Source organism: Ruegeria sp. BG3, assembly GCF_056538485.1.
Genome location: NZ_JBQFTE010000001.1, coordinates 471,833 through 491,606, shown reverse-complemented (window position 1 = coordinate 491,606; position 19,774 = coordinate 471,833). Strand labels below are relative to the sequence as shown.

Genomic DNA, 19,774 nt, shown 5'->3' with positions numbered 1-19,774 from the left:
TGGCGTTTTGGCCTTAACCTGTTTAATTTCACCCAAACTTCTGTGGAGGAATGGGCGTGAACAACCTGCTCGAACACTTCGTTACGTTGTGGGTTGTCATTGACCCGATCGGCACAATTCCTGTTTTCATCGCCGTCACTGCGGGCCTCGAAGCCGCTGCACGGCGCAAAACGGCGATGCTCGCGTCGTTGATCAGTGCCGGCGTGCTGCTGTTCTTCCTCGTCTTCGGACAATTGCTGATTGAGGCGCTTGATATCGGGTTGAACTCGTTCCAGGTCGCCGGAGGGATCATCCTTTTCCTGTTCGCGCTGACGATGATTTTTGGCGAAAGCAAGCAGGAGATCGAACAACGCGCCGCCGAAGACGACAAGGATGATAAGGTCCATAAACACAACCCGGCGATCTTCCCTCTGGCTGTGCCATCGCTAGCTTCACCCGGTGCGATGCTGGCGATCGTGATCCTAACGGACAACCACCGCTACAGCGCCGCCGACCAGGGGATTACTGCGCTGGTCATGTTGTCGGTCGTGCTTATCGCCTTTGTTTTAATGCTTCTGGCCGAGCCGATCATACGCCTGATCGGTCATTCTGGCGCGGCAATCATCAGCCGTGTAATGGGAATGATCCTGGCCTCGGTCGCGGTGAATTCCGTTCTGTCGGCGATGTTGGAAATCATCAAGACCGGCCAGCTCTAAAAAAATCCGCCGCTCCTTCCGGGCGGGAAGGGCGGCGGCAGGCAATGCGTTTCTCGTGTGGGGTCCGGGACACCGCGCGGGGCCGAGGCATGGCCCCTCAAGGGGTTTGGGACAGACAGGTCACCCTTGATTTCACTGGGGATGACAGGCGCGGGCTATTCGGCACGAGATCGCAGGCAAAAAGGGTTAGAAACCAACCGGAAGGTGAAGAGCGACCATCAGCATAACGACCAGAGACGCAACACCCGCTGCATCTTGCAGGATGGTCGAGTGCGAACGCGTAAATACGGTCTTGATCTGGGTCAGCATGGGTCACCTCCGGGTCAGGGATTTAATCCTTTGTTGACCTTTTGTTCTCATATTTCTCCGAGTCGGTAAAGAACTTTTTGAGAACATTTGCGAACTTTATGGATACTTAGTTACTAACCTACTGAAATCAAACGGATCGCCTGATCCTGTTTCATCAGCCAAAGCAGAACACGCGCGGCCTTTCCCCGGTCCGAGGTCAGTTTGGGATCGGTATTCAGCAAGGCCCGCGCATCGGTCTGGGCCACGGCCATCAATCCTGCCTGCCGTTCCAGATCCGCAATACGAAACTTCGGCAGGCCCGACTGGGCGGTTCCAATCAGATCTCCCGCACCGCGCATCTGTAGATCGGTCTCAGAAATGCGAAAGCCATCCTCGGTCTCACGGAGGACCTCCAACCGTTTGCGGCCGCCCTCACTGAGAGGCGCCTGATACATCAGCAGACAGGTCGAATCCGCATCCCCTCGGCCAACGCGTCCGCGCAACTGGTGCAGTTGAGCCAGACCGAAAATCTCGGCCCGTTCGATGACCATGATCGATGCATTGGGGACGTTCACGCCCACTTCAATCACCGTCGTCGCCACCAGGACCTTGGTTTCACCCGTCTGAAACGCGGTCATGGCGGCATCTTTTTCGGCAGGCGGCATTTGCCCGTGGACCAGACCAACGGTGCCTTCTCCCAAGATAGCGCGCAGGCGTTTGAACCGCTCTTCCGCCGCCGTCAGGTCGGAGACCTCGGATTCGTCGACCAGCGGACAGACCCAGTAACACTGCCGCCCTTCCTCAATAGCGCGGCGCAGATGGGCGACGACTTCTTCCATCCGTCCCGTGCTGACAATCGCGGTCTTGATCGGTTTTCGCCCCGGCGGCTTTTCGTCCAGAACCGAGACATCCATATCGCCATATTGCGCCAGAGCGAGACTGCGTGGGATCGGCGTGGCCGTCATAACCAGAACATCGGCACCCTGCCCTTTTTCCGACAGCTCCATCCGCTGGCGCACGCCAAAACGATGCTGTTCGTCGACAATCGCCAGACGCAAGGCCTTGAACGCCACATCATTTTGGAACGCCGCATGGGTGCCTACGAGAATCTGGATATCGCCAGCTTCCAAAGCAGCCAGCTTGGCCCGCCGCTCCGCGCCCTTGTCGCGTCCGGTCAGGATTTCCAACACAACGCAAGCCTCTTCCGCCAAGGGACGCAACCCCTCAAGATGCTGGCGCGCCAAGATCTCGGTTGGGGCCATCATGACCCCCTGCCCTCCGGCCTCGACCGCGACCAGCAGAGCCATGAACGCAACCAGCGTTTTGCCTGCGCCCACGTCACCCTGAAGCAACCGGTTCATGCGCGACTCCGAAGCCATATCGCCCGCGATTTCACCTATCGCCCGCGTCTGCGCACCAGTTGGCCGATAAGGCAGGCTCGCCAGAACCTTCGATTGCAACTTGCCCGTGCCAACACTGACAATCCCGCGTGCTTTGCGTTCCCGCTGCCGCGCCAGAGCCAGCGTCAACTGATGCGCCAACAGCTCATCATAGGCCAAACGCTCTCGCGCCGGGGCGAATGAGGCCACTTCATCCGCGCCTTGAGGGTTGTGTGCGGCCTGAATTGCCGCGTGCCATGAGGGCCAGTTCTGACTGCTGATCTGCGCCGGATCAGCCCATTCGGCCAGGTGTGGTGCACGCGTCAAAGCGCTGCGGACGGCCTTGAACATGGTCTTCTGCGTGATCCCCTGCGTCAGATGATAGACCGGCTCGAACTCAGGAATGTCCGAGGCCTGATCCACCGGCAGCATATGATCGGGATGCACCATCTGCGCCATGCCGTCGAACAGCTCCAACTTGCCCGAGATCACACGGCGCGATCCCTCCGGCAGGACTTTCTTCAGGTAGTCGCCACGCGCGTGAAAGAACACCAGTTGGAAATCGGCCTGACTGTCCTCGACATGGACCCGATACGCGCCGCCCCTGTTCCGAGATGGGCGATGCGTGCCGACCGTGACCTCAACCGTCAACGTAGACGGCAGATCAACCCCTTGGATCGTGTCGCGCCTGCGTCGATCAATCACGGCATAGGGCAAGCCAAACAGAACGTCGCGCGGGCTTTCCATCCCGGCCTGCGCCATCGCCTGAGCAGTCTTCGGGCCGACCCCCTCCAAGGTTTCAACCCCTGCAAACAGGGGAAACAAGGATTCTGGCCGTCCGCTCATGCGCCGTCGATCAGCTGCAACCAGCCATCCTCATCCAGGGTTTCGATCCCCAGCTCTGCCGCCTTTTTGGCCTTCGAGCCAGCACCCGGCCCCGCAACAAGAATATCGGTCTTCTTACTGACCGAGCCTGAGACTTTGGCCCCCAACGCCTCGGCCCGTGCCTTGGCTTCGGCGCGTGTCATCTTTTCCAGCGTGCCGGTGAAAACCACGGTCTTGCCCGCCACCGGGCTTTCTGAGGCTGGCGCATCGGGTGGCACAACGGTCAAATGCGCCTTGAGCGCATCAAAGGCCTGTCGCTCCTCAACATTGGCGAAGGCGTCGGACAGAGCCAAACCAACCGTCGCGCCGATCCCGTCAACCGCAATCAGATCCGTCCACGCGGCTGAAGCCTCTTCGGGGACGGACAATTCCGCGATGGTGGCGGTGCGGCTTTCCTTGATCCGCGCCCGACGCCCTTGAGATGCTGCGGCCAACCGTTCAGCCTCTTCCGCTTGATCCGCGGCGCGATACGCGAACGCCGCCGGGCGCGCGGTATCGACCGCTTGGGACATTGCCTCCCAGTCGCGGTAGTGCAGCGCAAGATCACGCGCCACGACCTCACCTACATGGCGGATGCCAAGGCCAAACAGCAAGCGAGCAAAGGGAATGGTCCGCTTCTCATCAATGGCCGCAAACAGATTGCTGGCCGAGGTGTCCCCCCATCCTTCGCGATTTTTCAAACGGGACAGAGTGCTGGAGTCCCGGTCTTGCAGATCGAAAATATCAGCAGGCGTTTTGATCGGCAGGACCGGATCTTCATAGAACATCTCGATCTGTTTTGCGCCCAAGCCTTCTATATCGAAGGCCTTGCGAGACACGAAATGCTTCAATTTCTCAACAGCTTGCGCCGGGCAGATCATGCCACCCGTACAGCGCCGCACCGCGTCACCTTCTTCGCGCACCGCCGCACTTCCACACTTCCCACACGTGCGCGGGAACTCATAAGGAACCGCATCTTCGGGCCGTTTCGAAAGGTCGACATCCGCGATCTTGGGGATCACATCCCCAGCGCGATAGACCTGTACCCAGTCCCCCTCACGGATGTCCTTGCCATCCCGGATGGTGCCACCCTTGGCATCGCGCCCGGCGATATAGTCTTCGTTGTGCAGCGTTGCATTCGACACGACAACTCCGCCAACTGTAACCGGATGCAAGCGCGCAACAGGGCTGAGCGCGCCGGTGCGGCCGACCTGAATGTCAATCGCTTCAAGCCGGGTCCAAGCCAGTTCGGCGGGGAATTTATGCGCGATGGCCCATCTGGGCGTCGTTGATCGAAACCCGAGACGGGCTTGCAGGCCAAGGTCATCCACTTTGTAGACCACACCGTCGATATCATAACCCAGCGTCGCGCGCTGTTCTTCGATCGACCGGTAGTGCGCCAACATGTCCTGAGTTGATTTGCACAAACGTGTCAGCGGATTGGTCGAGAATCCTAAGCTTTTCAGTCGCTCAATCGCCCCATCTTGCGTCTCAGCCAGAGGGGCCGACAGCTCTCCCCACGCGTAGGCAAAGAACTTCAACGGTCGCGCGCGGGTGATTTCGGCATCCAGCTGTCGCAACGAACCGGCTGCAGCATTTCTGGGGTTGGCAAAGTGTTTGCCGCCAGCCTCTGCCTGACGTTCATTAAGCGCTTCGAAATCCGCGTGAGACATGTAGACCTCGCCGCGCACTTCTAGAATATCGGGGGCGCCTTCGATTGTGTGCGGAATATCAGAGATCGTTCGGGCATTCGCCGTCACGTTCTCTCCCACTTCTCCATCGCCCCGTGTGGCGGCTTGGACCAGTTTTCCCTGCTCATACCGCAGGGACAATGAAAGCCCATCGATCTTGGGCTCAGCCGTATAGGCCAATGGCGCATCTGCAGACAGGCCGAGATACTTGCGAATCGAGCGGTCGAAATCCGCGACATCCTCATCATCAAACGCATTGCCCAATGACATCATGCGCTGTGCATGCGTGACCTTGGAGAACACGTCCGCCGGGCGCGCGCCGACTTGATCACTCGGACTGTCAGAGCGTTTTAGATGCGGAAATTTCTCTTCTATTTCGACATTTCGCCGTTTCAGCGCATCGTACTCGGCATCCGAAATCTCAGGCGCGTCTTCCCCGTGGTATAGCCGGTTGGCCCGCAACAGCAGGTCTGCAAGGCGCGCGAGTTCGGCGCGTGCCTCATCCTCTTTCAGGTCTGCTATCGAGATGGAATTGCTCATGGCCTCGCCCTGTCACTTTATTCTGGACCTCAGTGATAGGGCGAGGTCATGGCTAGGTCCAGACGTGCTGAGCCGTGAGTGGAAATGCCACCCTCTGGACCATGGGTGGCAAGTGTCTTCGGACGTCAGGCGTTGACTGCCATCCGCGTCTCATCAAGCGAGTTGCTTTGCGGGTCCCGCAACACGTAGCCGCGCCCCCATACGGTTTCGATGTAGTTGTCACCGCCCGTCGCATTGCTGAGCTTCTTGCGCAGCTTGCAGATAAACACGTCGATGATCTTCAACTCGGGTTCGTCCATGCCACCGTAGAGATGGTTGAGGAACATCTCTTTCGTGAGAGTTGTGCCCTTTCGTAAGCTCAACAGCTCGAGCATCTGGTATTCCTTACCCGTCAAATGCACCGTCTGCCCATCCACCTCGACGGTTTTCGCATCCAGATTGACCGCCACCCGACCGGTGTGAATCACCGATTGCGAATGCCCTTTAGAGCGGCGAATGATAGCGTGGATACGGGCCACCAGTTCTTCGCGATGGAACGGTTTGGTCAGATAATCGTCTGCCCCAAACCCGAAGCCCTTAATTTTGCTTTCGGTGTCATCAGCGCCGGACAGGATCAAAATTGGCGTTTCCACCCGAGCAATACGCAGTTGGCGCAGAACCTCATGCCCGTTCATATCCGGCAGGTTCAGATCCAAAAGAATAAGATCGTAGTCATAGAGTTTCGCCAGGTCGATCCCTTCTTCCCCAAGGTCCGTCGCATACACATTCAGGTTGGCATGCGTCAGCATCAATTCAATGCTTTTGGACGTGGTCGGATCATCCTCGACAAGAAGTATTCTCATTTCACTGCTCCAATTCGGGTCAAAACTTCCAATTAAAAATAAACCTGACCAAGAATGGTTAATCTTGCGTTACCGTTGAATCACTTATTCATTTTCGCCTTTAGGTTGTCTATATTTTTTTAGCGCGGTAACTTTCAGTGCATCGACGCCATGCTCTGCTACGGCGGAGACCCAGATGTTGAATTCCTCATCGCTGATGCCATAGCGTTTCTTGGCCTCGGACAAGGTGATCAGGCCATATAGTACCCCGCGCACGACCAGGATCTTGCGCGACGCCACCCAGCGCCGCGTGTCCGGCGGGGGTAGATCGGCCTGTGACAAAATCGTGCCATCCGGCAGGGTTACAGACCGCGGACCTTCAACTTTGTGCAAATACATCTCTCAACCCCTTTCTGCTGCGACAAAGTTGACACCAGCCTACTTAATGCTGCGTGAAACCACCCCTTGAGAGTGTCTAGAATTTTCTTATATTCTGCCGGTCTTTCTTAACCCGGACTGGAATCGCCATGGCCCTCGCCGCCGAGACCCAACTCAATTCGCTTGGCTTTGCCAAACCGCCCTCGGAAACGCGGGTGGTGGTTGCTATGTCGGGCGGTGTCGACAGCTCCGTCGTGGCCGCATATCTGGCGGATCAGGGCTATGATGTCGTGGGCGTCACGTTGCAGCTGTATGACCACGGTGCGGCGCTGGCCAAAAAAGGCGCGTGCTGTGCTGGGATCGATATCCACGACGCGCGCCGTGTGGCCGAAGAGCGTGGTTTCCCGCATTACGTTCTGGATTATGAGAACATCTTCAAGGACGCTGTGATTGACGAATTCGCCGACAGCTATCTGGCGGGCGCGACACCTGTGCCCTGCATCCGCTGCAATGAGCGTGTAAAGTTCAAAGACCTGCTGGAAACGGCCAAAGACCTAGAAGCTGATTGCATGGCGACCGGCCACTATATCCAGCGGAAGATGGGACCAAAAGGGCCTGAGCTGCACAGCGCAGAGGATGCGAACCGAGATCAGTCCTACTTCCTGTTCTCGACCACGCCCGAGCAGCTGGATTTCCTGCGCTTCCCTCTGGGCCACCTGCCCTCGAAGGACGCAACCCGCGAAATGGCAGCGCAATACGGCCTGGCGGTGGCGGACAAGCCCGACAGTCAGGACATCTGCTTTGTCCCCAACGGTAACTATGCCAGCGTCATCGAAAAGCTGCGCCCCGGCGCGGCTGAACCCGGTGAGATTGTCCATGCCGATGGTCGTATTTTGGCTGAGCATAACGGCGTGATCCACTACACGATCGGTCAGCGCCGCGGGTTGGGTATCGGAGGCTTGAGCGAGCCGCTATACGTGGTGAAACTGGATGTCGACAAGAAACAGGTCGTTGTCGGCCCGAAAGAGATGCTGGCCACGCGAACTGTTCCCGTGCGCGAGATCAACTGGCTGGGTGATGAACCCTTCACGTCACGCTACGAATGGCATGTGTCGGTCAAAGTGCGATCAACCCGTCCCCCGCGCGAGGCGATCATTCGACCATTGTCTGAAACCACGGCCGAGGTCGAACTGCTGACACCCGAGGAAGGTATCTCGCCCGGTCAGGCCTGCGTGTTCTACGACCCAAACAGCAGTCGCATTTTTGGCGGCGGCTGGATTTGGCGCGGCTACTAGGCCGAGACCGGCGTGACCTCGGGTTCGATCTGGATCTGAAGGGCGTCGTTGAACCGGTTGAACGCCCCGCAAAGGGCAATGCGCCATGTCAGTTCAACGATCTGCGCGTCAGTAAACCACTCTTTCAGGTCCGAGATCTCGGCGTCGCGCATCCTGCCTGATCGGGTGGTCACTGCTTCGGCATAGCGGACCACCGCCCTGTCACAAGCGTCCAGCTCGGGGTGATCCTCGACCTCCGGCAGCCGCGCCACGCCTTCTGCGCTGAGACCCGCAACGGTCAGCAAGGGCGTGTGATGCGACACGCAATAGTCACAGGCGTTCAGCTTTGAGACCGTGACCATCGCCAGCTCCAACGCGCGGCGCGGAAGGGTTGCCTGCGCGCGCAAGGTGGTGAGCATCCCGCTGACATGTTCCAGAACCGGCGGGCAATGCGCCGCCACCCGCGCCCAATTGTCGAACGGCCCATATGCGCCCAATTCCGCATGCGCGGCTCGCGCGGCCGGTGTCATGTCATCGTCGGTCAAGGCGGGAATACGGGTCATCTAGGCTCTCCTTCTGCCGCAGGATATCGCAAGCTGCAGGTCCAACTGCAACGCTGCTTCATTCACAACAGCGACACAGATTAGAGTATATCGGTCGGCGAGTTTAGCAGAATGTAGAGACCGACGCAGACCATGATATAGGGCGCGATCTTCTCTAGCCGGTTGACGCGCGGGCCTAGTTTCTGCGCATGAGGCGCACCCCAGGCAGCAACGGCCGCCAGACTTGCCGAGGCGCAACCCGCGCCAATCAGAGCCGCCAGCCGGAATACGGGACTGGAATCTGCTAGCAAGGGTGTCATCACGGCGAACGTATCGACCGACAGGCTGAGAAACAGCGTCACGACCGAGGTCACTGCGCCCTTTGGCGTGTCGTCTGTCTGCTCAACTCCTGAAATCTGCAGCCAGATACCGCGCAGGCCAAGCGCTAGCGGAACGATCCCAAGATACCCGATCCACTCCGGCAGTCCGCTCTGGCTTAAACCTGTCGCGACGGCCAATGACAGGCACAGGACAAGCCCATGCGCGACGGCAAACCCCATCAACGAGCGGCGGTGATCCATCACCAGCATCAGCCCCAACAACACGGCCAGGTTGTCGAGATTGGTCGACACCATCACAACCCCGGCCGAAATCGAAAAGAGCAGATACTCAAGCATCAGCTTTGGTCATCCGGGCCAAAATGGCCTTAGCGGCGCGCAGGCCCGGTGCCTCTCCGCCGCGACCCAGACGATCCATCGTAGTCGCCATGGCCTCACGCTGGGCCTCTGGCTGCGCTGCGACACGTTCCAGAGCTTTGGAGATCTGGTAGGGCTGGCAATCGTCCAGCAGACACTCGGGCACCGTCCGCGTGTCCGAGACCAGATTGACCAGCGTCGCCGTGTCCAGATGCACCATCCGCTTTGCGATCAGAGTTGTCAGCCAGTTGAGGTTATAGGCAATCACCATCGGCGTGGCCTGAGCCGCCAGTTCCAGTGACACAGTCCCTGACGCTGCCAAGGCCAGATCAGCCGCCGCAAAGGCCGCCCGCTTTTGCGCCACCGCCTGATCCGAGGGCAGATCACGTGGATCAACCACAACGGGCGATCCGGGCCAGCTGCGCAAATGCTCGGTCACGGTGTCGACCATATGGGCCACCGTTGGCACAACAACCCGCGTTTCTGGGCGGTTCTTAAGGTAGAGCGAGAGCGCCTCGCCAAAGACAGGTGCAAGCCGGTCGACTTCTCCCCGGCGCGAACCCGGCAGGGCCAGCAACAGCGGCGCATCCCCCAGATCGTAGGCGTCTCGAAAGGCCTTGATATCCACCTCCGTCGCCTGATGTTCGCTGGCGACCGGATGGCCGACAAAATCGCACTCCATCCCCGCGCGTTCCATGTAGGGCGGCTCGAAGGGAAGCAGCGCCAGAACATGGTCGATCACCTTGGCCATCTTGTCGGCCCGCCCTGGACGCCAGGCCCAGACACTGGGGGCGACATAGTGGACGGTGCGAATGTCGCTGCTCGCCTTGACCAGTTTGGCAACACGCAACGAGAAATCCGGACTGTCGATGGTGATCAGAACATCTGGTTGGGTGTCCAATACCGCCTGTGCCGTCTCAGATATACGGCGTTTGAGGTGGAAGAACTTGGGCAGTACCTCAACCAACCCCATTACGCTGAGTTCGGACATGGGAAAGCGGCTTTTCAGGCCCTGAGCCTGCATCAGCGGCCCGCCCACGCCGTCAAACGTGACATCAGGAACCAGAGCCTTTAGGCCCTCCATCAACGCGCCGCCCAGCCGGTCGCCCGAAGGTTCTCCGGCGACCAGAAAAACGCGCATCAGACGGCCCGCTCGCGCACATAGAGGAACAAGCCAAGGCGGTTGCACTCGGCGACGACATGATCCCGCCGCAGCACCATCACGCCACCTTTTTCAATTACAATGCCCGTGAGACCCGCAGCCACCGCATCGGTGACGGTCTCCGGACCGATGGCAGGCAGATCAACGCGGCGATCCTGATCGGGTTTCGGACCTTTGAACAGAACGCCTCCGCCCGCATCCGGGCGCTGGGTCAGCGATTGCAACATCCAGGCTGTGCCAAAAATGCTCTCAACCGCCAGAGCCTGGCCTTTGGAGACGGCACAGGCCTGACCGATATCGGCGCTGCCCATCGCGCGCAGAATACCTGCGGCACGGTCGGCATCGGCCAGATCGGCCTCGGACGGGTGCGTCTCGGTTAGGCATCCCAGCGGTGGTAGCAGATCAGGTGCGATCTCATGCGCGGCTTTGACGGCCAGGCCCGCATCCTCAAAGATACCGATCACAGCGCGTAAAGCGCCATCATCACCAGACATCATCGCCTTTTGAATGATCGGCACCAAAGGCATCGTTGCGGCATCAATCCGCGCGGGATCGACTTTGGGCCGCTGCACCGCACCCGCCATGCAGATCTGCGTCACGCCGCGCACCTTGATATCTGCGAGAAAGCTGCCGAGCTGCTCCAGACGGAAAACGACGTCTACAGTCAGGCTCTCAGGTTCGAACCCCTCCATCGCGCAGACCAACGGACGGTCTGGCAGAGCGTCCACGACAGCGTCCGGCAGAACACCCGTTCCTGCGATCAAAGCCAGCATTTGGTTATTTCCTCGGCGTCAGGAACGAGCGATCTGATTGACCGGTGACGAACTCGACAATGCGTTGAACATATTCGCTGTCGGTGTCCTTGCCTGCGCGATAGGCGCGTTCCTGAAAAGTCCCCTCGCCGCCGGACAGTTCCTTGAACGCAGCCCGCAGAGCCGAGATATCCTCACGCGATACACCGCGACGTTTCAGGCCAACAAGGTTCAGCCCGTCCAACTCGCCGCGTGGCGCTTGCACCAGACCGTAAGGGATGACGTCGTTTGGCACCATGGTCAGCGCGCCTATGATAGCGCCGCGACCGACGCGGACCCATTGGTGCAGGCCCGAGATTCCGCCAACGATTACGTCATCTTCGACGATACAATGCCCCGCCGCGCCCGCGTGGTTCACCATGATCACACGGTTGCCGATCTGAACGTCATGGGCCACGTGAACTCCGGCCATGAACAGGCAATCGTCACCGATCCGAGTCACACCACCACCGCCTTCGGTGCCGGTGTTGATAGTCACATGCTCGCGGATGCGGTTGCGCTGGCCGATCTCAAGCCGCGTATTTTCGCCCCCGAATTTTAGATCCTGCGGAATCTCTCCGATCACCGAGAAATTGAAGATCACCGTATCATCGCCGACCGTGGTATCGCCCGTGACGACCACATGCGTCTTCAACTCGACCCGGTCGCCCAGCTTGACCTGAGGACCCACATAGCAAAAGGGACCAATCACACAGTCCTGACCGATCTGCGCACCCTCTTCGATGATTGCGCTTGGGTGAATGCCGCTCATGTCGTTTTTTCCATGTCCCAATCGACATAAGCCGAAAATTCGGCTTCGGCTGCGACCTCACCGTCAACGGTTGCACGTCCGTGGAATTTGAACAGCTTGCCACCCTTTTTGCCACGCAGGGTTTGGACATGCATTTCCAACACGTCACCCGGCACCACCTTGCGGCGGAATTTGCATTTGTCGATGCTCATGAAATAGATCAGCAGCTCGGTATCAATGACATCCATTCCGACGCCCAGCATCACGCCCGAGGTCTGCGCCATCGCCTCGACAATGGTGACACCGGGCATGATCGGCGTTCCGGGGAAGTGACCCTGGAAATGCGGCTCGTTCATGGTGACATTCTTGATGCCACGAGCCGATTGATAGCCGTCGATATCGACCACTTTGTCGACCAGCAGAAACGGATAGCGATGCGGCAATATCCGCTGAATCAGCTGAATGTCGGCGCTTTTGGTTTCCGTCGTCATCGTTCACTCGTCCCGTTATTTGGATGTGTCAGTTTCCGCGTGGTTAGCAATACCGGCCTCTGAGGGCAAGCGAACCTATTCGCCTGTGCTGTCCTGAAGGCCGGTTCCATCGCCAATTGCGGCGTTAATGCGGGCAATCGCATCGTCGGTGATGTCAGAGGTGTCGGCGCTGAGGAACACATTCGCGCGTTCCAGCACCACGGCGGCCCCCGTCTCACGCATAAGTTCGATCAGAACGGGTTGCGCCAGGGCATAAAACGTCTGGCGGCTTTCTTCGCTGCGCCGGGCCAAGGCATCCAGCTTGGCGCGTTGGCCATCGCGATGCGATTGCACCTTTTCGTCGAAGGCCTGCGCAAGAGGGCGGAAATCCTCCGGGGCCAGTTCAGCGCGTTTCTGCGTCAGGTCTTTCTCTTCGCTGCTGAGTTCCGCGACGATCCGCTCATTTTCTTCCGCAAGCAGCGCGCCTTCGGATTCAATCTCGCGCAGCACGCGCTGGCCGAATGCCGAATCCGCGAACAACCGGTCACTTGAGATGGTCAGGACCAGCGGATCACGCACGCCCAATTGCTGCGCTACCGCTTGGGACGCAAGCACAAGGCCCAGCAAAAGGCAAAGGGCCCGAACCGGGCCCCATGCGCGTCTAGATATTCGCAACCGCATGCCGGATCAGAACCGCGCCTGAACAGTCAGGTCGAAATTCTGTTCCTTGTCGAAGTCTTCTTTCTTCAACGCTTTCGAGAAGTTGAAGCGCAGCGGGCCAAACGGTGTTTCCCACAGAACCGACACACCGATGACGTGACGAATGGAGCCATCCGCACCCACAATATTTGCACCTGCGGTGTTTACGTCATTGATGTTGTAAAGGTTGCCGACGTCGTAGAACAAACCGCCCCGCAGACCGAGTTCTTCTGGCAGCCCCAATGGGAAGTCGCTTTCGAACCGCGCCACCCAGTAGTAGTTGCCGCCGATGGCGTCGTCCTGCCCGTTGGACAGATCACGCGGGCCAATACCGGCCGGCTCAAATCCGCGGAATGTGTTCGGCCCCAGAACGAAACGGTCGATGGTACGGCTGAAGTCATTCCCCGACCAATGCAGCGCACCGGCCTCGAGAGTTGCGCGCAGAACGACTTCTTCGTTCCAAACGCGGGTCTGCGCGATCGTGCGCGCCGTGGTCTTGACGAATTTGTTGTCGCCACCCAGACCAGCGGCATCGAAGCCAAGTTCGAAAAGGACGCCCGCATTCGGGTTCAGGCCACCGATACGGCTGTCATAGACATAGGTCAGGCCAAAGCTGCTGTTGACCCGCTCACCCTGCGCGATCTCCGATGTGATGACCGCACCGTTCGCCTCGTTATCCTGCTGGGTCATTTCCGAGCGTTCCCAGCCATAGCGCACGCGCAGGGCCGACAGCTCACCAATCGAATAAGTCAGCTGTGGGTTAAAGAACAACCGATCCGTATCATAGCTAGCAAAGCTAGAGTTCGTCGTCGCGACACCAAGACCCAGGTCAAAACGTAGTTTGCGGCCCAAAAGGTACGGCTCAGTAAAGCTTAGCGAGTATTGCTCGGAGTCCTGAGCAGTCGAGATGGTCAGACCAAGGTTCTGCCCCCGGCCCAGAAAGTTCGATTCATTCAGGCCGATGGCGACACCGAAACCATCCGAGACCGAGTAGCTACCACCAAGGCTCAGTGAGCCAGTTGGTTGCTCCTCGACATCCACATCCAGGATCACCTGGCTGGGCGATGATCCTTCGCGCGGTTCTACCTCGGCATTGGCAAAGAAGCCCAAGGCGTTGATCCGCTCAGCCGCTTGACGAATTTCACGTGGGTTGAACGGGTCGCCTTCCACGGTGTCGAACTGACGACGGATCACCCGATCCAGCGTGGTTGTGTTGCCCTCAATATCAATACGCTCCACGAAAATCCGCGGCCCACGGCTGAGGACGAATTCCACGTCCAGCGTCAAATCACGCGGGTTGCGTGTGACGCGCGGCTCGACCCGCAGGAAATCCACGCCCTGCTTCACACCAAGCCGTTCCTGACGTGCAATCGAGTTCTCGATCAGGGTCGGCGAATAGGTCACGCCCGGTTTGATCTTCAGAGCATCCTGATAGATCGACGGATCCACACCCGGGATCTCGCTTACGGTCGTGATTTTGCCGAACGAGAACTTCTGCCCTTCGGTGATGTTCATGACCAGGAAAAAAGCATCCCGCTCGCGGGTGAATTCCACGTTGGCACTGTTCACACGGAAATCGACATAGCCGCGTGACAGATAGAAATCCCGAATGACCTGCTTGTCGAATTCGATCCGGTCTCCGATGAACGTATCGTTGCGGAAGAACGTCCGCAGGAAGGTCGCCTGTTTGGTCTCAAGCACGCGACGCAGGCGGCGGTCCGAGAAGGCACGGTTGCCAACGAAACTGACGCGTTCAACCTCAATCGTGGTGCCTTCTGCAACTTCAAACACCAGATCGACGCGGTTGTCGTTTCGGCGGATGACGCGCGGGATCACAGTTGCCGATACCCGGCCTTGGGCGGAATAGACTTCGGCAATCAGATCGGCGTCCGCCTCGGCTGCCTGCGGAGTGAAAACACGGCGCGGCTCGGACGAGATCACATCAAGTAAAAGGTCATCTTTGACGCGGCGATTCCCTTCGATGCTGATTTGGTTGATCGTCGGGTATTCCTGCACCTCGATCACCAGAGTCGTGCCACGAGGTGTCAATTCGACTGTTTCAAAAACACCACTGTCAAGCACACGCTGATACGCGTCATTCAACTGACCGGCCGAGACTGTCTGTCCCGGTTCGATTCCTGTCCGTTGGATGATTGTACCTGTCTCAATGCGCCGGTTGCCCTCAACCTCGAAGGAGTTGATGGTGAAGTTTTGCGCCTGCGCTGCATGCGGCAAAGCCAGTAAACCCATTGCCGCAGTAAGAAAAAGAAATGATCGTGTGCGCCACAAAATATTGTTTGTTGTCATCTGCCCTCCGCAGGATATACCCGCGCCTCGCCCGTCAGCCATTTTTTCTCTACCCAAAAATTTAGGACTTAATGCTGAGTAACGAGATTGAATGCGCTTGTCAAAACTCCAAAACCATCGGGGCGACGATAGGTCACCGGACACGCATTCTTGAAGGGGTTTTGGGAATCAGAGACCGGCGAGATACGCGCCGCCAGCAAGTGCCAGCGCCGTCAGACCAAAGCACAAAAGCACATCCCAATTCAGAACAAACAGGACGCTGACACTCTGATAGGATTTTTGAATAGCTTTGGTCATGGCCGCCTCATTTTCAGCGGCTATTTTCTACCTTCGAAATGAGGCATCAATGCGGCGCGAATGCGCCGCTTGCGCCACAATCAGCAGAACAGATCGTTACTGACCGAGAAAACCATGAGGCTGAGAACCACCGCAATCCCGAGGGTCATCAAAATCCGCAGGGCTTTGTCGCTGGGCGGTTTGCCCGAGACGGCCTCATAGGCGTAGAACACGAGATGCCCTCCGTCCAAGGCCGGGATCGGGAACAGGTTCAGGAGACCCACAGCCGTTGACAGCACCGCGATGAAGAAAATGAAGTTCTGAGCGCCCTGGCTGGCCATGGCGCCCGAGGTCTCGGCAATTCCGATCGGACCCGAGATGTTACAGGTGCTGATCGCGCCGGTAATCATGTGCCACATGCCGGACAGAGACCCTTCGATGATGCGCCCGGTCTGACCCACGCCGCCAACCAGCGAATCCCAAAGCCCTGCAGGCTCGGTCGCGGGTTGCAACATCATGCCGCCAACGATCCCGATCCGCCAATGGGTGACGAACCCGCCATCCGGCTGAGGCTCATCGGTTCGACGCGGAGCAAGCGCGAATTCAAGCTCGGCCCCGTCACGCCAGACGTTCAGCAACAACACCCGACCGTCCGAGCCTTCGACATGTTCTTTCAGCTGCTCGAAGGCAAAAATCGGATCTCCATCGACCGAGGTGATGACGTCGCCGCCTTCCAGCTGGATATCAAACGCCGCACTGCGCGGCGTGACCTGCTGAATCAGCGGCGGGAACAGCCAAGGGGCTGAGACATCCAGCGTTTCGCCATCGCGCAAGACCGTATAGTCCAGCACCGGTTCGACCGGTAGCGCATCGGTGAAATCGCTCCACGCGCCTTCTTCATCGAAATCAGGGACTTCAATCCCGGCAATGGCCAGAATCTCATCGCCTTCGCGCAGCCCCTGCTCTGTTCCCGGCAGCGGCTTCAGTTCGCCAACTGTCAGCGGCTCACGCGTGACGCCCTGAGACCAGAAGATCAGACCAAAGACCAGAATCGACATGACGAAGTTGAACACCGGACCCGCCGCCACAGTGGCGGTTCTCGCCCACAAGGGTGCGCCGTGCATTGTATGGCGCAGGTATTCCGGCTTTTGCTGCGCGATGTCATCCATCGCGTCTTCATCCTTGCCCGAGGCTGCATTGGCATCCCCAAGGAATTTCACATAGCCGCCGAAGGGCAACAGCGCGATCTGCCACCGCGTGCCGCGTTTATCCACGCGGCTCCACAGAACAGGGCCAAACCCGATCGAGAACACCTCGGCATGAATGCCGGACCAGCGGCCAACGATGTAGTGCCCGTACTCGTGAACCGCGACGATCACGGACAGGGCGATCACAAAGGCCACAATCGTCCAGAGCAAATTTCCGAACTGAGGGATCAGCGAAAGTACGTCCAAAACTCTATCCTGCTCGTTTGATCACGGCTTCATCCGCCCACTGCCGTGCGAGATGGTCCGTTTGCTGTACGTTATCAAGGGTCAAAGGGGCGTTAATAAGGCCATCCTCGGCATCAAAACGGTCCAGAACGCGTGAGACGACATCTGCCATGGTCGTGAAACCGATTTGGCCTGCGATGAAGTGATCCAGCGCGCGTTCTTTCGCGGCGTTGAAGACCGCCCCCGAAAGGCCGCCGCGCGCCATCACGTCTCGAGCCAGTTTCAGCGCGGGATAGCGGTTTAGGTCGGGATGGGAAAAGCGCAACTGGCTGAGCTGCGCCAGATCCAGCCTCTCAACCGGCAGATCGCGCCGTTCGGGCCAGTGCAGAGCATAGCCGATTGCATGCCGCATGTCCGGCGGGCCCAGGTGCGCCATTAGAGCCCCATCCCGAAACCCGACCATCGCATGGACAATGGATTCGGGATGCACCAAAACCTCGATTTGGCCCGGGTCGACGCCAAAGAACTCTCGGGTTTCAATGACTTCAAGCGCTTTATTGAACATGGATGCACTATCAATCGTGATCCGCTGCCCCATGTCCCAGTTCGGATGGCTTGAGGCCTGCGTAACGGTGGCGGACGCCAAGTCCTCGAGCGGCCAATCCCGGAACGCTCCGCCGCTTGCGGTGATGATAACGCGTTCGACCGCGTCCATATCCTCACCGACCAATGCCTGAAACACCGCCGAATGCTCACTGTCGACGGGCAACACACGCGCATCGTTCTCGCGGGCTGTCTGCAACACAAGCGCGCCGGCACAAACCAGCGTCTCTTTATTGGCAAGCGCCAGCGTTGCGCCTTGCTTTAACGCCTCAATTCCTGGGGCCAGACCGGCGGCGCCAACGATCGCGGACAGCACCCAGTCTGCGGGGCGCGCGGCGGCTTCAACGATCGCGCTCTGACCTGCGGCCACATCGATCCCGCTGCCTTGCAACGCATCGCGTAGGTCCTGCAATCGATCCTCAAACGCGGTGACCGCGAGTTGCGCGCCAAGCCGTTGGGCATCCTCGGCCAATTGCCGGATATTCGCGCCGCCTGTCAGCGCGACCACGTCATAGGCTTCGATATCGCGCGCAATGAGGTCAATCGCATTCTGACCAATTGATCCGGTCGCCCCAAGGATTGAGACTTTGCGCATCACATCTCTCCGGGTGCGTAAACCAACCCTGCGATCAGCACAAACAACGCCGCACCCATCATGCCGTCAAACCGGTCGAGAAAGCCGCCATGTCCCGGTATGAGGTTCGAGCTGTCCTTGACGCCGAATTTCCGTTTGACCGCGCTTTCAACGATATCGCCCGCCTGGCTGGCCATGGACGCCAAAACCGAGACCAGAACGAACAACAATCCAAACCCGCCATGCATTGCGAAACCCACGCCAATCAGGCCCGCCGCGACCCAGCCACCTGCCGTGCCCGACCATGTCTTCTTGGGGCTGACCTTGGGCCAAAATTTCGGGCCACCAATGGCCTTGCCGACGAAATATCCGGCAACATCCGTGGCCACGACGACCGCGATCAGCCAGATCATCCAGCCGAAGCCCATGTTTTCACGAATTGAGATGAACCCCAGACCAGCGCCCGCAATCCACAAGGCAAACAGAAAGTACAAGCCGCGCGAACGGGTGACCTGCCCCGCCCCGACCAGCGCCGGAGCAACCAGAAACGGCAGCTTGTAGAGCGGCGGCACGTGATAGCTGATAATCACCGCAATCCCGGTCAGAATACCGAGCTGCACGGCCATGCCTCCGCGCTGCGGTTCGATCATGCGTACCAGTTCCCAGGTCATCAAACCGCAGGCAACCGCGATGAAGCTTTCAAACCACAAGCCGCCCAGCCAGACCTCAACTGCGCCGATTGCGACCAAAACGACTGCGGACAGAATCCGTGCGGTCAGATCAGACCATCGGCCTTCGCTCATGCCAGAACCGCTCCGAAACGACGCTCGCGCGAGCCGTAGTTGCGGCACAGACGCTCCAACTCGGCGGCGGTGAAATCCGGCCAGAGGGTGTCGATAAACTCGTATTCCGAATAGGCAGACTGCCAGAGGAGAAAGTTCGAGATACGCGCCTCTCCGCTGGTGCGAATGACCAGATCGGGATCAGGAAGAACGCGCGTATCCAAGTATTTGGGGAGGGTTTCTTCATCTACGTCCTCGGGCTTCAACCGCCCTTCGGCCACATCCCGAGCAAGACGTTTCGTGGCCCGCGCCACCTCATCCCGGCCGCCATAGTTCAACGCAACGGTCAAATGGACCAAATCGTTGTCCTTCGTCGCCTCTTCCAGCGAATCCATCAGGTCGATCAGCTTGGCATCCAAGCGGACCCGATCGCCGATAAAGCGCACGCGAATGCCGTTCTCGGCCAGAGTACGGGTTTCCTTGATGATGTAGCGCCGAAACAGGCTCATGAGGCCAGCGACTTCGACCTGAGTCCGCTTCCAGTTTTCCGTCGAAAACGCAAAAACGGTTAGGTATTTGATGCCCAACCCAGGACAGGCCTCGACCACCTCACGCACGCGCCGCGCACCTGCGTGGTGACCAAAAAGCCGAGGCCGGCCACGCGCCTGCGCCCACCGACCATTGCCATCCATGATAATTGCGACATGCTTTGGGCCAGCCTGCACGTCCGTATGGGGATCCTTGGGCATAAGTACCGGC

20 protein-coding genes are annotated in these 19,774 nt (G+C 58.8%); 2 read left to right on the top strand and 18 right to left on the bottom strand.

The window, feature by feature from the left end; genetic code table 11:
- Positions 1 to 56: 56 nt before the first annotated feature.
- Entirely contained in the window at positions 57 to 695 is a 639-nt protein-coding gene (locus ACR0AI_RS02455) for a MarC family protein (RefSeq protein WP_480670936.1), read from the top strand.
- A 186-nt stretch (positions 696 to 881) separates the two neighbouring features.
- On the opposite strand, the gene ACR0AI_RS02450 is transcribed toward ACR0AI_RS02455, so the two are convergent.
- The 5 genes from ACR0AI_RS02450 to sciP form a co-directional block, all read right to left on the bottom strand.
- The gene (locus ACR0AI_RS02450; protein ID WP_419737977.1) at positions 882 to 1,004 is read right to left on the bottom strand and encodes a hypothetical protein; all 123 of its coding nucleotides are present in this window, start codon (positions 1,002 to 1,004) and stop codon (positions 882 to 884) included.
- Between the two features lie 113 nt (positions 1,005 to 1,117).
- Positions 1,118 to 3,208: an ATP-dependent DNA helicase RecG gene (recG, locus tag ACR0AI_RS02445; protein ID WP_480670939.1), complete on the bottom strand. Its 2,091-nt coding sequence runs from the start codon at positions 3,206 to 3,208 to the stop codon at positions 1,118 to 1,120.
- Positions 3,205 to 5,457, bottom strand: coding sequence for an NAD-dependent DNA ligase LigA (gene ligA / locus ACR0AI_RS02440; protein WP_480670941.1), 2,253 nt, complete (start codon positions 5,455 to 5,457; stop codon positions 3,205 to 3,207). The genes recG and ligA overlap by 4 nt, the downstream gene beginning before the upstream one ends.
- 125 nt (positions 5,458 to 5,582) lie before the next feature.
- Positions 5,583 to 6,299, bottom strand: coding sequence for a response regulator transcription factor CtrA (gene ctrA, locus ACR0AI_RS02435; RefSeq protein WP_170466869.1), 717 nt, complete (start codon positions 6,297 to 6,299; stop codon positions 5,583 to 5,585).
- Positions 6,300 to 6,383: 84 nt separating this feature from the next.
- Positions 6,384 to 6,677 carry a CtrA inhibitor SciP gene (gene sciP, locus ACR0AI_RS02430; RefSeq protein ID WP_480670943.1) on the bottom strand — a complete coding sequence of 98 codons (294 nt, stop codon included), beginning with the start codon at positions 6,675 to 6,677 and terminating at the stop codon, positions 6,384 to 6,386.
- 128 nt (positions 6,678 to 6,805) lie between these two features.
- On the opposite strand from sciP, the gene mnmA reads away from it, so the two are divergent.
- Positions 6,806 to 7,951 carry a tRNA 2-thiouridine(34) synthase MnmA gene (gene mnmA / locus ACR0AI_RS02425; RefSeq protein ID WP_480670945.1) on the top strand — a complete coding sequence of 382 codons (1,146 nt, stop codon included), beginning with the start codon at positions 6,806 to 6,808 and terminating at the stop codon, positions 7,949 to 7,951.
- Here the strand turns inward: mnmA and ACR0AI_RS02420 are convergent.
- The 13 genes from ACR0AI_RS02420 to ACR0AI_RS02360 form a co-directional block, all read right to left on the bottom strand.
- The gene (locus tag ACR0AI_RS02420) at positions 7,948 to 8,493 is read right to left on the bottom strand and encodes a carboxymuconolactone decarboxylase family protein (RefSeq protein ID WP_170688689.1); all 546 of its coding nucleotides are present in this window, start codon (positions 8,491 to 8,493) and stop codon (positions 7,948 to 7,950) included. The two genes, mnmA and ACR0AI_RS02420, sit on opposite strands and share 4 nt — an antisense overlap.
- A gap of 80 nt (positions 8,494 to 8,573) precedes the next feature.
- A complete protein-coding gene (locus ACR0AI_RS02415) occupies positions 8,574 to 9,149 on the bottom strand; it encodes a hypothetical protein (protein ID WP_480670947.1) in 576 nt (191 codons plus the stop codon).
- Positions 9,142 to 10,308: a lipid-A-disaccharide synthase gene (lpxB, locus tag ACR0AI_RS02410; protein ID WP_480670949.1), complete on the bottom strand. Its 1,167-nt coding sequence runs from the start codon at positions 10,306 to 10,308 to the stop codon at positions 9,142 to 9,144. Before lpxB ends, ACR0AI_RS02415 begins: the two co-directional genes overlap by 8 nt.
- A complete protein-coding gene (locus tag ACR0AI_RS02405) occupies positions 10,308 to 11,102 on the bottom strand; it encodes an LpxI family protein (RefSeq protein WP_480670951.1) in 795 nt (264 codons plus the stop codon). The genes lpxB and ACR0AI_RS02405 overlap by 1 nt, the downstream gene beginning before the upstream one ends.
- 4 nt (positions 11,103 to 11,106) lie before the next feature.
- Positions 11,107 to 11,892: an acyl-ACP--UDP-N-acetylglucosamine O-acyltransferase gene (gene lpxA, locus ACR0AI_RS02400; RefSeq protein ID WP_480670954.1), complete on the bottom strand. Its 786-nt coding sequence runs from the start codon at positions 11,890 to 11,892 to the stop codon at positions 11,107 to 11,109.
- Entirely contained in the window at positions 11,889 to 12,362 is a 474-nt protein-coding gene (gene fabZ, locus ACR0AI_RS02395; protein WP_480670956.1) for a 3-hydroxyacyl-ACP dehydratase FabZ, read from the bottom strand. The genes lpxA and fabZ overlap by 4 nt, the downstream gene beginning before the upstream one ends.
- A gap of 75 nt (positions 12,363 to 12,437) precedes the next feature.
- Positions 12,438 to 12,920 (bottom strand): OmpH/Skp family outer membrane protein, encoded by a 483-nt coding sequence (locus tag ACR0AI_RS02390; RefSeq protein ID WP_480701239.1) that lies wholly within the window; start codon positions 12,918 to 12,920, stop codon positions 12,438 to 12,440.
- 108 nt (positions 12,921 to 13,028) lie between these two features.
- Positions 13,029 to 15,347: an outer membrane protein assembly factor BamA gene (bamA, locus tag ACR0AI_RS02385; RefSeq protein ID WP_480701238.1), complete on the bottom strand. Its 2,319-nt coding sequence runs from the start codon at positions 15,345 to 15,347 to the stop codon at positions 13,029 to 13,031.
- A 168-nt stretch (positions 15,348 to 15,515) separates the two neighbouring features.
- Positions 15,516 to 15,644 (bottom strand): hypothetical protein, encoded by a 129-nt coding sequence (locus ACR0AI_RS02380; protein ID WP_419737989.1) that lies wholly within the window; start codon positions 15,642 to 15,644, stop codon positions 15,516 to 15,518.
- Between the two features lie 80 nt (positions 15,645 to 15,724).
- Complete coding sequence (gene rseP / locus ACR0AI_RS02375) at positions 15,725 to 17,077, bottom strand: RIP metalloprotease RseP (protein WP_480670962.1); 1,353 nt, start codon at positions 17,075 to 17,077, stop codon at positions 15,725 to 15,727.
- 4 nt (positions 17,078 to 17,081) lie between these two features.
- The gene (gene dxr, locus ACR0AI_RS02370; RefSeq protein ID WP_480670964.1) at positions 17,082 to 18,254 is read right to left on the bottom strand and encodes a 1-deoxy-D-xylulose-5-phosphate reductoisomerase; all 1,173 of its coding nucleotides are present in this window, start codon (positions 18,252 to 18,254) and stop codon (positions 17,082 to 17,084) included.
- On the bottom strand, positions 18,254 to 19,036 hold the full coding sequence (locus ACR0AI_RS02365) for a phosphatidate cytidylyltransferase (RefSeq protein WP_480670966.1): 783 nt from the start codon (positions 19,034 to 19,036) through the stop codon (positions 18,254 to 18,256). The genes dxr and ACR0AI_RS02365 overlap by 1 nt, the downstream gene beginning before the upstream one ends.
- Positions 19,033 to 19,764: an isoprenyl transferase gene (locus ACR0AI_RS02360; protein ID WP_170458293.1), complete on the bottom strand. Its 732-nt coding sequence runs from the start codon at positions 19,762 to 19,764 to the stop codon at positions 19,033 to 19,035. The genes ACR0AI_RS02365 and ACR0AI_RS02360 overlap by 4 nt, the downstream gene beginning before the upstream one ends.
- Positions 19,765 to 19,774: the final 10 nt, after the last annotated feature.

Coding starts and splice junctions, on each gene's coding strand:
- ACR0AI_RS02450 (WP_419737977.1), bottom strand. CDS start 1,004: ATGCTGACCCAGATCAAGACCGTATTTACGCGTTCGCACTCGACCATC.
- recG (WP_480670939.1), bottom strand. CDS start 3,208: ATGAGCGGACGGCCAGAATCCTTGTTTCCCCTGTTTGCAGGGGTTGAA.
- ligA (WP_480670941.1), bottom strand. CDS start 5,457: ATGAGCAATTCCATCTCGATAGCAGACCTGAAAGAGGATGAGGCACGC.
- ctrA (WP_170466869.1), bottom strand. CDS start 6,299: ATGAGAATACTTCTTGTCGAGGATGATCCGACCACGTCCAAAAGCATT.
- sciP (WP_480670943.1), bottom strand. CDS start 6,677: ATGTATTTGCACAAAGTTGAAGGTCCGCGGTCTGTAACCCTGCCGGAT.
- mnmA (WP_480670945.1), top strand. CDS start 6,806: ATGGCCCTCGCCGCCGAGACCCAACTCAATTCGCTTGGCTTTGCCAAA.
- ACR0AI_RS02420 (WP_170688689.1), bottom strand. CDS start 8,493: ATGACCCGTATTCCCGCCTTGACCGACGATGACATGACACCGGCCGCG.
- ACR0AI_RS02415 (WP_480670947.1), bottom strand. CDS start 9,149: ATGCTTGAGTATCTGCTCTTTTCGATTTCGGCCGGGGTTGTGATGGTG.
- lpxB (WP_480670949.1), bottom strand. CDS start 10,308: ATGCGCGTTTTTCTGGTCGCCGGAGAACCTTCGGGCGACCGGCTGGGC.
- ACR0AI_RS02405 (WP_480670951.1), bottom strand. CDS start 11,102: ATGCTGGCTTTGATCGCAGGAACGGGTGTTCTGCCGGACGCTGTCGTG.
- lpxA (WP_480670954.1), bottom strand. CDS start 11,892: ATGAGCGGCATTCACCCAAGCGCAATCATCGAAGAGGGTGCGCAGATC.
- fabZ (WP_480670956.1), bottom strand. CDS start 12,362: ATGACGACGGAAACCAAAAGCGCCGACATTCAGCTGATTCAGCGGATA.
- bamA (WP_480701238.1), bottom strand. CDS start 15,347: ATGACAACAAACAATATTTTGTGGCGCACACGATCATTTCTTTTTCTT.
- ACR0AI_RS02380 (WP_419737989.1), bottom strand. CDS start 15,644: ATGACCAAAGCTATTCAAAAATCCTATCAGAGTGTCAGCGTCCTGTTT.
- dxr (WP_480670964.1), bottom strand. CDS start 18,254: ATGCGCAAAGTCTCAATCCTTGGGGCGACCGGATCAATTGGTCAGAAT.
- ACR0AI_RS02365 (WP_480670966.1), bottom strand. CDS start 19,036: ATGAGCGAAGGCCGATGGTCTGATCTGACCGCACGGATTCTGTCCGCA.
- ACR0AI_RS02360 (WP_170458293.1), bottom strand. CDS start 19,764: ATGCCCAAGGATCCCCATACGGACGTGCAGGCTGGCCCAAAGCATGTC.